12 protein-coding genes and 2 pseudogenes are annotated in these 12,535 nt (G+C 57.5%); 7 read left to right on the top strand and 7 right to left on the bottom strand.

What is annotated here, in order from left to right; translation table 11 throughout:
• Positions 1-188: pseudogene (locus HMPREF2796_RS07585) on the top strand (type IIA DNA topoisomerase subunit B); the annotation flags it as partial.
• Positions 189-265: 77 nt separating this feature from the next.
• On the opposite strand, the pseudogene HMPREF2796_RS11535 reads toward HMPREF2796_RS07585, so the two are convergent.
• Positions 266-375: pseudogene (locus HMPREF2796_RS11535) on the bottom strand (IS5/IS1182 family transposase); the annotation flags it as partial.
• Positions 376-489: 114 nt separating this feature from the next.
• Here HMPREF2796_RS11535 and HMPREF2796_RS07580 point away from each other — a divergent pair.
• Positions 490-1,095, top strand: a complete 606-nt coding sequence (locus HMPREF2796_RS07580; protein ID WP_070632576.1) for a glutathione S-transferase N-terminal domain-containing protein — start codon at positions 490-492, stop codon at positions 1,093-1,095.
• A gap of 166 nt (positions 1,096-1,261) precedes the next feature.
• Entirely contained in the window at positions 1,262-1,666 is a 405-nt protein-coding gene (locus HMPREF2796_RS07575) for a ClpXP protease specificity-enhancing factor (RefSeq protein WP_070632573.1), read from the top strand.
• Between the two features lie 75 nt (positions 1,667-1,741).
• On the opposite strand, the gene ylqF is transcribed toward HMPREF2796_RS07575, so the two are convergent.
• From ylqF to HMPREF2796_RS07545, 6 genes are all read right to left on the bottom strand, one after another.
• Positions 1,742-2,671 carry a ribosome biogenesis GTPase YlqF gene (gene ylqF / locus HMPREF2796_RS07570; protein WP_070632570.1) on the bottom strand — a complete coding sequence of 310 codons (930 nt, stop codon included), beginning with the start codon at positions 2,669-2,671 and terminating at the stop codon, positions 1,742-1,744.
• Between the two features lie 205 nt (positions 2,672-2,876).
• A complete protein-coding gene (gene rapZ / locus HMPREF2796_RS07565; RefSeq protein WP_070632567.1) occupies positions 2,877-3,734 on the bottom strand; it encodes an RNase adapter RapZ in 858 nt (285 codons plus the stop codon).
• A complete protein-coding gene (gene hprK, locus HMPREF2796_RS07560; RefSeq protein ID WP_003822238.1) occupies positions 3,715-4,677 on the bottom strand; it encodes an HPr(Ser) kinase/phosphatase in 963 nt (320 codons plus the stop codon). Before hprK ends, rapZ begins: the two co-directional genes overlap by 20 nt.
• Positions 4,678-4,691: 14 nt before the next feature.
• Positions 4,692-5,138, bottom strand: a complete 447-nt coding sequence (gene ptsN / locus HMPREF2796_RS07555; protein WP_064103488.1) for a PTS IIA-like nitrogen regulatory protein PtsN — start codon at positions 5,136-5,138, stop codon at positions 4,692-4,694.
• A gap of 101 nt (positions 5,139-5,239) precedes the next feature.
• A complete protein-coding gene (gene ubiA, locus HMPREF2796_RS07550) occupies positions 5,240-6,127 on the bottom strand; it encodes a 4-hydroxybenzoate octaprenyltransferase (protein ID WP_070632562.1) in 888 nt (295 codons plus the stop codon).
• A 189-nt stretch (positions 6,128-6,316) separates the two neighbouring features.
• Positions 6,317-6,826 carry a chorismate--pyruvate lyase family protein gene (locus tag HMPREF2796_RS07545; RefSeq protein ID WP_070632560.1) on the bottom strand — a complete coding sequence of 170 codons (510 nt, stop codon included), beginning with the start codon at positions 6,824-6,826 and terminating at the stop codon, positions 6,317-6,319.
• Positions 6,827-6,918: 92 nt separating this feature from the next.
• On the opposite strand from HMPREF2796_RS07545, the gene HMPREF2796_RS07540 reads away from it, so the two are divergent.
• From HMPREF2796_RS07540 to HMPREF2796_RS07525, 4 genes are all read left to right on the top strand, one after another.
• The gene (locus HMPREF2796_RS07540; protein WP_070632558.1) at positions 6,919-7,395 is read left to right on the top strand and encodes a SixA phosphatase family protein; all 477 of its coding nucleotides are present in this window, start codon (positions 6,919-6,921) and stop codon (positions 7,393-7,395) included.
• Between the two features lie 58 nt (positions 7,396-7,453).
• Positions 7,454-7,828, top strand: coding sequence for a YkvA family protein (locus HMPREF2796_RS07535; RefSeq protein ID WP_070632553.1), 375 nt, complete (start codon positions 7,454-7,456; stop codon positions 7,826-7,828).
• 388 nt (positions 7,829-8,216) lie between these two features.
• Positions 8,217-9,050 (top strand): pantoate--beta-alanine ligase, encoded by an 834-nt coding sequence (gene panC, locus HMPREF2796_RS07530; RefSeq protein ID WP_070632550.1) that lies wholly within the window; start codon positions 8,217-8,219, stop codon positions 9,048-9,050.
• Positions 9,051-9,315: 265 nt separating this feature from the next.
• Positions 9,316-12,405: a DNA translocase FtsK gene (locus HMPREF2796_RS07525; protein ID WP_083308673.1), complete on the top strand. Its 3,090-nt coding sequence runs from the start codon at positions 9,316-9,318 to the stop codon at positions 12,403-12,405.
• Positions 12,406-12,535 lie beyond the last annotated feature (130 nt).

Raw genomic sequence — 12,535 nt, 5'->3', positions numbered from 1 at the left:
TGAACCCCGACCAGCTCAAAGACACCACCATGCACCCCGACACCCGCCGCCTGCTGCGCGTGCATATCCCCGAACACAGCAGCGAACCCACCCACAACGTATTTGTGAAGCTCATGGGCAAAGGCGAATCCGCCCAGCGCCGCAGCTGGATGGAAGCCGAAGGCGATAAAGCCGAGCTGGATATTTAAAGCCATAAGCAAAGGCTACCTGAAATATTGCTTTTTCAGGTAGCCTTTACTCTCATCTCAAATTTAAATTAATTACATAAATATAGTGAATTAAATTTAAACCGGTACAGCGTTGGCTCGCCTTGCCGTACTATCTGTACTGTCTGCGGCTCGCCGCCTTGTCCTGATTTAAATTTAATCCACTATATCATAAAGTTACATCGATTTCCTAGCCATAAAACCACCGGCAGGCTATAATACGCGGCTAGCATACGCCGGCAGTCTTGCCAAGCCGGCGACACCGTTTAGGGAGAATACAGTTATGATGGTTTTATACTCAGGCATTACCTGCCCCTTCAGCCACCGCTGCCGCTTCGTGCTATACGAAAAAGGCATGGATTTCGAAATCAAAGATGTGGATATCTTCAACAAACCCGAAGATCTCTCCGTGATGAACCCCTACAACCAAGTACCCGTATTGGTTGAGCGCGACCTCATCTTGTTTGAGTCCAATATCATCAACGAATACATCGACGAACGATTCCCCCATCCGCAGCTTATGCCCGGCGACCCCGTGATGCGCGGCCGCGGCCGGTTGGTCTTGTTCCGCATGGAAAAAGAACTGTTCAGCCACGTGAAAAAACTCGAAAGCCCCGATACATCGGCCAAAGAGCAGGCCAAAGCGCGTGAAGCCATCAGCCAAGGCCTTACCCTGCTCGCTCCCGCCTTCTCTAAAAATAAATACGTGCTGGGTGACGACTTCTCCATGATCGACGTGGCCATCGCTCCCCTGCTGTGGCGGCTCGACCACTACGGCATCAAGCTGGGCAAATCCGCCGCGCCCATCCTGAAATACGCCGAGCGCATTTTCCAACGCGAATCCTTCATCGCCGCGCTCACTGCCGCCGAAAAAGCCATGCGCCGCTAAGCATATAGGCCGCTTGTTTGGAAACCGCTTCCGCGTTGTCTGAGCAAGCGGCCTTTAGCTGAAATAGTTGCTTTTTCATTCCTAGCAGCGAGCCAACGCCGTAGGAAGTGAAGTATTTTAGCGATATATTTTTCAGGTAGCCTTTCGCCACACAGGAATATTGCCCATGAACCCTACCCTCAAACCCTACCTCGTCCGCGCCTTGCACGAATGGTGCAGCGACCAAGGCCACACGCCCTATATCCAAGTCTGGGTAAACGAGCACACCCGCGTGCCCATGCAGTTTGTGAAAGACAACCAAATCATCCTCAACATCGGTGCTACCGCTTGTGCCGGTCTGCATATCGATAACGACTGGGTCAGCTTCACTGCCCGCTTCGGCGGGGTGGCGCACGAGATTTGGATTCCGGTCGGCCATATCGGCGCCCTCTACGCCCGCGAAACTGGCGAAGGCATGAACTTCGACATCACTCCCTACGAACCGAGCACCCCGCCTCAACCCGAAGCCGGCAACAGCGGAAAAGGCAGCAAGCCCGCCGGCAAACACAAAGGTCTGAAGCTGGTGAAATAATCTCCTTCGCGGCTAAAACAAAGGCTACCTGAAAGCATACAAACTGCTTTCAGGTAGCCTTTTGGTATGTATCGCCTATTTCCCCTTACGCCGTTCAGCTTGCCGCTCGGCACGTTTGACTTGCAGGCGGGCTTCTTCTTCGCGGGCGGCAGCAAGCCAGACTTGCCACTGTTCGGGGGTTTCTAGGGTGATGCGGCCGATTTGGCCGTCGCGGAAATCGGTGAGGGTGTTTTCGGCGGCTTTTTGGTAGTTGATGCGGCCGCCGCCAAGCAGGGCGCCGCGCCGGCGGCCGATCCATTCAAGCCAGTCGGTGTCTTGCCAGCTTGGGCTTTCTTCCGGGTAGGCTTGGTAGCGCGCTTGCAGTTGGGGCAGGTAGTGTTGGCGCAGATAGTTGAGCAGCTCGAGGGCGACGGTTTCTTCATCCAGCGCATTGCGGCCTACTGCGCCGCTGGCGGCGAGGTTGTAGCCGCTTTGCGGAACGATGATTTTCGGCCAGAGCATGCCGGGGGTGTCGTAGAGCCAGAAGTCGTCGGCAAGCAACAGGCGTTGTTCGGTTTTGGTGATGCCGGGTTCGTTGCCGGTTTTGGCAGATTTTTTGCCGATCATGCCGTTAATCAGGGTAGACTTGCCCACGTTGGGAATGCCACAGATGAGCACGCGCAGGGGGCGGTCGATGCCTTGCCGATGCGGAACCAGCGCGCGGCAGGCGGCGGTGATTTTTTGGGCGGCCTGGCGTTCGGAAGCATCAAGGGCCAAGGCGCTGGTGTTGGGCCGGTTTTGCAGTTCGGCCAGCCACACGCGGGTGAGCTCGGGGTCGGCAAGGTCTTGTTTGTTGAGCAAATAGAGCTTGGGCTTGCCGCGCGAAAGCTGGGCCAGCAGGGGATTTTGGCTGGAGGCAGGCAGGCGGGCATCCAGCATTTCGATGACCATATCGGTGCTTTTCAGCCGCTCGATGAGGGCTTTTTTGGTTTTGTGCATATGGCCGGGAAACCATTGGATGCTCATGATGTTTTCTTTCTGTAGGTTTCAGGTAGCCTTTGGCGGGGAAAGGCTACCTGAAAATGTTGGGGATACGGGTTGGCGGTGTTGAAACTGATCTTTTTAGCGCTGCAGAAACTCGCCTTCCTGCGGAGACCTCGTTTTCAGGTAGCCTGTTGGTGTTGGGGCTACCTGAAACTCAACCTTCAACTAAAACCAATACGCTTGGCACTCACGCGCGGTGGGCGGCGGTGGTAGGAAGCTGGCGGTGGCGCACCCACACGGGGTAGTCGCGCAGGCGTTCGGCCACGGCTTCGGCCACGAATACGGAACGGTGCTGACCGCCGGTGCAGCCGATGCCGACCACGAGCATGTGTACGCGGGTTTGGCGGGCATATTCGGATAGCCAGCGGTTTAGGTAGCCGCTGATGTCGGCTACCATCTGCTGCACGATTTTAAATTGGGCGAAATAGGCGCGCACAGCTTCGTCGCGGCCGGTGAGCTCGCGCAAGTTTTCATCGTAATACGGGTTGGGCAAGGCACGGGTGTCGAAGAGGAAATCCAAATCCAACGGTGCGCCGTATTTGAAGCCGAATGATTCGATCACCACCTGCAAACCGCCATGACTCAAGGCGAGCCATTCTTGGATACGGAATTTCAAATCGCCGATGCTGTCGTGGGAGTTGTTGATGCAAAAGGCGAAACTCTGCCACGGTTGGAGCATTTGCCGCTCTGCGGCAATGCTTTCGGCCAAGGTAAGGGTGGTGGCTGCGAGGGGATGGCGGCGGCCGTGGCCGTCGAGCCGGCGGATAAGGGTAGCGGTGTCGGCATCGAGAAACAGCAAGCGCAGGGGGTGGCCTTGGCGGCGGATGGCACGCAGGCAGTTTTGGATGGTGTCTTGGGGATACGGCAGGCGAATATCGAGGCTGATGGCCAGCTTACTGATTTTACTGGCAGCAGATTGAGCCACCAATTGGGGCAGGAGCGCGGGCGGAATATTGTCCACGCAAGTGAAGCCCATATCACCGAGCAGTTTTAAGGCAACTGTTTTTCCCGAGCCGGTCAGCCCGCTAATCAGCACTATCCTCATGGCTGCGTTCGTCTTCCCTCAGCATGGCGGTATGGCGTTCTAAAAATTCTTTGGTACTGTCTTTGCCGCGCGCCTGCAGAATATAGTTGCGCACCGCTGCTTCCACCAGCACGGCGAGGTTGCGGCCGACGGCCACCGGCAGCGTCACCGAGCGTACGGCCACGTTGAGGATGGTTTCGGTTTCGCTCTGGATGGAAAGGCGGTCGAGCGTTTTCATGTAGTTGTCGTCGGCCAGCGTCAGGTTGATGATGAGCTTGAGCTGCTTGGAGGGCAGCACGGCTGTTTCGCCGAAAATGGTGCGGATATTGAGCACGCCCAGGCCGCGCACTTCCAGAAAATCGCGCAATACGGCCGGGCAGCGCCCTTCCAATGTTTCCGGGCCGGTGCGGTAGAGTTCCACCGCATCATCGGCCACCAAACCATGCCCGCGCGAAATCAGCTCCAAGGCCAGCTCGCTCTTGCCCAAACCGGACGCCCCCATCAGCAGTACGCCGATTTCAAACACGTCCAAAAACACGCCGTGCTTCACGGTGGAGGCGGCCAGCACGCGCTGCAGATAAATCCGCAGCACGTCCATCAAAAACGGGCTTTCGGTTTTGGAAGTGAGCAGCGGCACGTTGTGGGTGTGGCAATAATCGCGCAGCATGAAGGGCACGGGCAAATCGTTGGCCACAATCACCAGGGCAATACTCAAATCGAATAGTTCGTCCAGGCTCGCCTTCACTTCCCCGGCGGCCATCTTATCCAAATAGGCCACTTCGGCCACGCCCAACACCTGCACTTGGTTGGGATGGATAAAATTCAAATGCCCCACCAGCGCCAACACGGGTTTGTCGGCATCCACGCTGATGCGGTTGTCTGCGCCCGCCGTGCCGGCCGACCAAGCCAAACTCAGCTTGGCCTGGTTGTCTTGATAGAGCTTGCGCACGGAGATGCTGGGCATGGGCGTCCTGTTGGTTATGTGGTGAGGATTCGGTGGGCGGCTTCGGCGTTTTCGGCAGCCAGAAGCTGCTCGCGCACGGCTTTATCCGAAAGCTTGATGGCCAAGGCAGAGAGCACTTCCAAATGCTCGCCGGAAGCGTTTTCCGGCACCAGCAGCACAAACACCAGCGATACCGGTTCGCCATCGGGCGCATCGAAATCCACGGCTTCTTTCAGGCGGATAAACGCGCCGGTGGCCGCTTGCACTTCGGCATGCCGGCCATGCGGGATGGCCACGCCGTGCCCCAGCGCGGTAGTGCCGAGCTTTTCGCGCGCAAACAGGCATTCAAACACAGCAGCGCGGCTCAGGCCGGATTCGCTTTCCAGCAGCAGGCCGGCTTCTTCAAACAGGCGTTTTTTGCTGCTCACTTCCAAATCCAGCACAATATGCGATACGGGCAGGATATTGCCGATCAGACTCATGGTTACTTCTCTTGCGTAAAAATTCATTAAGGATGGGATTGTACCTGTGCCGCCGCCTAAGGGCAATTTTGTACCCGGCGGCCAGCTTTCAGGTAGCCTAATCAGCCGCCGCTGTAATGCGCCAGCAAGCCAAACCATAAAACCCAGCCGATGCGGTTGTTGGATAAGAATACCTTAAAACAGGCTTCCCGGTTGCGGCTGCGGATGGCACGGTATTGGCCGCATTGGTGCCACACCGCGTACACCAGCGCGAGCCAATACGGCCAGCGGGCATGAATGGCGCAACCGGCAGCGGCCATCAGCAGCACAAACAGCGCGTGGCACAGCATGGCGGCTTCAGCATCGCGGCGGCCGAAGGTAATGGCCGAGGTTTGAATGCCGATTTTCAGGTCGTCTTCCTTATCGGCCATGGCGTAGATAGTGTCGTAGGCCAGCGTCCAGCAGGCATTGGCGGCAAACAGCAGCCAGGCCAGCGGCGGCACATGGTTTTGCACCGCGGCAAAGGCCATCGGAATACCAAATGAAAAAGCCAGCCCCAAATACAGCTGCGGCAGCAGGAAAAAGCGTTTAGTGAAGGGATAGCTCAAGGCCAGAAACAGCGCGGGCAAGCTCATCAGCTTGGTGAGTGTATTCAGCGGCAGCAGGCACAGGCAGGCAGCGGCACACAAAACCAACAACAAAAGCATCGCTTCACGCGTGCTCACTTTGCCGGTGGCAAACGGGCGGCTTTTGGTGCGCGCCACCGCACCGTCGAAATTACGATCGGCAAAATCATTAATTACACAGCCGGCGCTGCGCATCAGAAAAGTGCCAAGCACGAAGGCAAACAGAATGCCGAAATCGGGCAGCCCGCCGGCGGCCACCCACAGCGCCCACAGCGTGGGCCACAGCAACAGCAGCGTACCGATGGGCTTGTCGGCGCGCATCAGTTGCAGGTACACGGTCAGACGCTCGGCTTGCTTCGGGGAGAGAAAAGAAAGAAAAGGCACGGGAATTCTCGGGGTGTAGTTTCAGGTAGCCTCGAGGCTGCGGCAAAGTCTACCTGCAAAAGAATGTTGCATAATAAAACAGCCGGGTGGAAGCTGATGGTTTAGGCTACCTGAAAATTATCGCTTTCAGGTAGCCTGCATATGGTGGCAAGAGGCTACCTGAAATACTGTCTGCTGCAAAATACCGCCCTACTCTTCCAAAAACCGCGACAGCTCCGGCACAAAGCCTTCGGTCAGCACCATTTTTTCGCCGTTCAAATCGAATACCGAACGGCGCAGGCAAACGGCTTGGGCGGCCTGGCCTTGTTGCGCGGGCGGCACTGCGGCAAAGGCGAGCGGGCTGCGTTCGGCGGCCAAGCGGCCATCAAACAGGCGTTTGCCCAAAGGCTGCGTGCCGCAGGCCAGAATGCTTTGCCATGCCCCCGCTAAAGGGCACACGCTGCGCGCCCACACCACCGGTGTATCATCCAGCAGCAGCCACACTTGGCGCACATGAAACGCATTGCCGGCCACCTCTTCGCCCGGCCACAGTTGCGCCCGTTCGCCCTGAAAGGCTACCTGAACGCGGAAATCCGCGCCGGTGGCCTGTAAGGCCAAGGTGAGCGAGGTTGCCTGTATCAGGCGGCGCAGAGCAGCGAGAACGGCGGGCGGTTCGGGCTGCCAAATCAGCGGCGGCAGGGTGTGTGGAAAGGCTGTCATTTGTTTGTGTTATTGAAACCATGCTTTTCAGGTAGCCTCATAGGCTGCCAAGCATTAAGATGCGAATTGTATCAGAGAATAAGGAAGGCAAGATGAACCTGATTTTATGGCGGCACGCCGAAGCCGAATATGGTGTGCCCGATTTGGAACGCGGCCTCACCGACAAAGGTCGGCAGCAGGCCAATGCGGTGGCTCAGTGGCTGCACCCGTATCTAAACAACCAGGTGGAAGTATGGGCTTCGCAGGCGCTGCGCAGCCGGCAAACTGCCGAAGCGCTCGGCCTGCCCTATGCCGTGAAACCCGAGCTGAATCCGATTAACCATGTGGAAGAGCTGCCCGCGCTGATTGCCGCGCATAAAGGGGCGGATTATTTGATACTGGTGGGGCACCAGCCCTGGCTGGGGCAGCTGTGCAGCTATCTGCTCAACGGCGGCTGGCGGGCGGGTAATTATTGGTCGGTAAAGAAATCCGGCATTTGGTGGTTTGGCGTGAAGGTTGATGAAGGCGGCAGGCTCTGTGCCAAACTGAAAGCCGCAATGACCCCGCAGCTGCTATTGCCGGAAGATTAAACTTGAAACCTGCCGCTGCCGCGCCCATTTGTGCCCTATCCAATGCAAGGAGTTTGCCATGAATCAAGACAACCCTGTCCGCCCCGAAGATTTCGTGCCGGAATTCCGCCGCCGCCGTTTCGAGCCGGACGGCTTTTTGCGCAAGCTGCGCCGTTTCGCGCTGCGGCTGGGGCGGCCGGTGGTGGAGCAGCTGTATGCGCTGTATTTCCTGTTTCAGTCGCCCACCGTGCCCAAACGTGCCAAGCTGATTATCGTGGGCGCGCTGGTGTATTTCGTCAGCCCCATCGACAGCATCCCCGACCTGCTCGGCCCGCTGGGCTTCAGCGACGACATTGCCGTGATCACGCTGGTATACGCGCAGATGAAGGATTATCTGACGGAAGAAATCAAAATCCGCGCCCGTGCTGCGGCAGAACGGCTGGTGCGGAAGTAGGTTTGTTTATACCCGGAAAGGCTACCTGAAAACCCATTTTAGAATTTTCAGGTAGCCTGCTTCATATCCGGCATATTTTTCAGGTAGCCCTCTCATACTCAGGCTACCTGAAATTTTGAAGCACATAAGCCGCATTACATATAGTGGATTAAATTTAAATCAGGACAGGGCGGCGAGCCGCAGACAGTACACACGTTACGGCAAGGCGAGCCAACGCCGTACTGGTTTAAATTTAATTCACTATAAATGCAAACAAGCCATCCACGCTCCATGCTGCACCCCATAATGAAGGCTACCTGAAAACCCACCGTCTGTTTTTTCAGGTAGCCTCTCTCAGCATGGCGGAGTATACTGCGCCGCATTTTTTTATTGATAGGGCAAACCCGCCATGAAAATTATCCATACCATTCAAGAACTGCGCGACTGGCGCCGCGAAGCCGGCAGCGTGGCATTCGTGCCCACCATGGGCAACCTGCACGAAGGGCATCTGGCCTTGGTGCGCGAAGCGGCCAAACGGGCAGACAAGGTGGTGGTAAGCATTTTTGTCAACCGCCTACAATTTGGCCAAGGCGAGGATTTCGACCGCTATCCGCGCACGCTGGAGCAGGATGCTGCCAAACTGGCCGGCGAAGGCGTGGCCGTACTCTTCGCACCGAACGAGCAGGAGCTGTATCCGCATGTGGCCCAGCAATACAACGTCGAGCCGCCCAATCTGCAAAACGAGCTGTGCGGCGCGTTCCGCCCGGGGCATTTCCGCGGCGTGGCTACCGTGGTGGCCAAACTGTTCAACATTGTTGAGCCCGATTACGCCTGCTTCGGCAAAAAAGACTACCAACAGCTGGCCATCCTGCAAGGTATGGCTGCCGATTTGAATTTCCGGGTGGAAATCGTGCCGGTAGACATCGGCCGCGCCGCCGACGGCCTGGCACTCTCCAGCCGCAACCAATACCTGAGCGAAGCTGAGCGCAAACAAGCCCCGCAGCTCTACCGCGAATTGCAAGCCATTGCCCGCGCAGTGGAAAACGGCAACCGCGACTATGCCGCGCTGGAGCAACAGGCGGCAGCAAACCTGAAACAGGCCGGCTGGCAGGTGGACTATGTGGAAATCCGCCACTCGGGCAATCTTCAGGTAGCCCATGTCGGCGACAGCGAACTGGTGGTGCTAGCCGCCGCCCGTTTGGGCAATACGCGTCTCATCGACAATGTCGAAATCCACCTTTGATATTCCAAAGAAGTAAACCGTTTGGCTATCCCCCTCCGCCCGCAATATGCGGGCGGAGATCTTTGTAAAGCCTTAGATTTGAGCAACAATCAAAGCGCCAGCATCACAGAACGCGCAAACATATCATACAGATAGACAGACCACCGGGAAGCACATCACGCAGAAATGCGCCAAAGTCGAGTTTTTACCCAGGCCACAAGGTTTAATTTCGACGGGAAACACGTTAAAATACCAGCCTTTGCGCCAAATTCGGGAGCCGCTGTTTATGTTTTTAGTTTTTCTGCTGATTCTGTTGTTGACCGGCATCGCCGTGCTCTTGTGGTGGCGTGCGCGCGAAGAGCGCGAATGGCTACTGGAGTTTACCTATCTCAACCGGCACCAAAACAATAAGCAATCCACTGATATCGAAGCGGAAAACACCCCGCAGCAACAGCCTGCTCGCCCCAACGTGCTGCCGCAGCGTGCGCAAACCCAAGTGAAGCTGCACTATCAAAAAGTGCAGGACGAATTGCAGCGTAAAATCGAACTGCTTGCCGGCGGTGTGAAGAAAAAAACGCGCCGCCGCAACGTGAGCGAAAATCAAGAAGAACTGCCGATTTTCAGCCCCACCGAAGAAGAAACAGCCGCAGAAGAAGCAAGCGCCCTGCTGCCGGAAACTACTGCCGAGGCCACTGCCGAGCAGGCGGAACATATTGAAAACACGAATGCCGCCGAAACCGAAGCCAACACTACCGACGAACCGGAAATCCACGATTTGTCCGCTCCCGATGCCGATTTGCCGGTGATCACCGAAGCTGAGGCCACCCGCCACAGGCTACCTGAAAACATCGAAAACGAAGAAAACCAGCCTGAGCCGAGCATCATTTCCCTTTCTGAAGCCACCCGTATGCTGCATAAAAACGAAGCAGCCGAGGCTAAGCCGCTGGAACCTGTGGTGCTGAACTGGCCGATTAAAGCCCCCTCCCCCGCCCCCGAACCGCGCGAAGAAATCACATCAGCCGATCCCGCCGTGCAGTATGTGCGCGAAAAAATTCAAGCCCATCTGCCGCCCGTAGTCGAGCCTACACCTGAAGAACCTGCCGAAGAGCGGCACACCATCAGCCCCGACGACATCCGCAACAACCTCCTGCGCCAGCGCCTGCGTGCACGCCGGCAGCCCCAGCCCGCGCCCCAACCGGCCATTGCCCCGCAGCAGCCCGATTTGCCAGTAATCAATGAAGACGAAATCTTGGCTAATCTGGCCAAAACCGATGCCCCGGCCAATCGCCAACGCAGCCGCTTCAAACGCCAAACCGTGCGCGAGAGCGTGATTCCAGCCGCTGCGCGCGTGAACCACAGCCAGGGCGCACAAGTGCCGACGGCTATGCCGCCCCAGCAAGCCCAACCGCTGCCAATATCCACCCGCTTTACCCCCTTCAATCATGCCGCTGCGCCCGAAAGCCCCGACGCCCAGCCCACTGAGGAAGAGTCGGCGCGGCCCGCCGAACAACCGCCGATTTTTTTCCCGCAAAGCACCGTTGAAGACAGCCCACCTTGGAGCTTGGCTGAAACTGTGAGCGACGATACCGCTGAAACGTATTCAGACACCGCCGACCAAACCGGTGCCCAATATCACTTCCGTCCCGACCTCTCGCTTACCGAGCAAGCACCGGCTGCCGAACCCGCCATCGAATTCGACAACGGTAACGAATGGCAGCAGGCCTTGGAGCAAGGCGCAGCCGAAGCCCAGGCACAAGCTGCGTGGGTAAGCCCCGCGCCCACTGCCGCGCCCGGCATCCCTCCCCTGCCCGATCTGCCGCCGCAGCCCGCGCCAGTTTCGGCCGTTTCCGCCGTATCGTTTGCCGACTTCGGCCACTACCATGTGCCAATGAACGAGCTGCTTCTACCGCCGCAATACGACAACGAAGCCACCCTCAGCGAAGAGCAGTTGCTGGACAACAGCATCAAAATCGAAGAAAAACTGGCCGAGTTCCGCGTGAAAGTAAACGTGGTGGATGCTTATGCCGGCCCGGTGATTACCCGCTATGAAATCGAGCCCGATGTCGGCGTGCGCGGCAACTCTGTGATTAACCTGGAAAAAGACCTTGCCCGCTCGCTCGGCGTGGCCGCCATCCGCGTGGTGGAAACCATTCCGGGCAAAACCTGCATGGGCTTGGAGCTGCCCAACCCCAAGCGGCAGATGATCCGCCTGAGCGAAGTGTTCAATTCGCCCGTGTTTGCCGAAAGCAAATCCAAGCTCACCCTCGCGCTGGGTCAGGACATCACCGGCCAGCCGGTGGTAACCGACCTCGCCAAAGCCCCGCATCTTTTGGTGGCCGGCACCACCGGCTCGGGCAAATCCGTGGGCGTGAACGCCATGATTTTGTCGCTGCTGTTCAAGGCCACGCCCGACGAAGTGCGCATGATCATGATCGATCCGAAAATGCTCGAGCTCTCCGTGTATGAAGGCATCCCGCACCTGCTCGCGCCGGTGGTAACCGACATGAAACTTGCCGCCAATGCGCTTACTTGGTGCGTGAACGAAATGGAAAAACGCTACCGTCTGATGAGCCATGTAGGCGTGCGGAACCTCGCCGGCTACAACCAGAAAATCAAAGATGCCGCCGCCCGCGGCGAGCGGATGGCCAATCCCTTCAGCCTCACTCCCGACAACCCAGAGCCGCTCGTCCGCCTGCCGCACATCGTGGTGATCGTGGACGAATTTGCCGATCTGATGATGACGTCCGGCAAAAAAATCGAAGAGCTGATTGCCCGCCTCGCCCAAAAAGCCCGCGCCGCCGGCATCCACCTCATTCTCGCCACCCAGCGCCCCAGCGTGGACGTGATTACCGGCCTGATTAAGGCCAACATCCCCACCCGCATCGCTTTTCAGGTAGCCTCCAAAGTAGACAGCCGCACCATCATCGACCAAATGGGCGCGGAAAACCTGCTCGGCCAAGGCGATATGCTCTTCCTGCCGCCCGGCACCGGCTACCCGCAGCGCGTACACGGCGCCTTCGTGGCCGATAGCGAAGTGCAGCGCGTGGCCGAATACCTCAAAGGCTTCGGCGCGCCCGATTATGTGGAAGACATCCTCACCTCCGGCGTGGGCAGCGACGATTTGTTCAGCAACGCCAACAGCGGCATCGGCGGCGGCAACAGCGGCCAAGACCCCCTGTTTGACGAAGCCGTCGCCATCGTTTTGCGCACGCAGAAAGCCACCATTTCCTCCATCCAGCGCCACCTGCGCATCGGCTACAACAAAGCCGCCACCCTGGTGGACCAAATGGAAGCCGAAGGCATCGTCTCCCCCGCCGACACCAATGGTAAACGTACCATCCTCGCCCGGCCGGATCATTTAGACGACGGCGCATAGGGTTGAATAAGCTGAATAAAGGCTACCTGAAGTTTCAGGTAGCCTTTATTATTGCAACGGATTAACAAGCAACCTCACCTAATTTTGGCCGCACTAAGCACAAAACATCCATATGTTCTGTTCATTCTGA

This window comes from Eikenella sp. HMSC071B05 (assembly GCF_001811325.1).
Lineage (GTDB): Bacteria > Pseudomonadota > Gammaproteobacteria > Burkholderiales > Neisseriaceae > Eikenella > Eikenella corrodens.
Note: the sequence above shows the minus strand (reverse complement) of the source record. Positions and strands in the feature narration are given on the sequence as shown.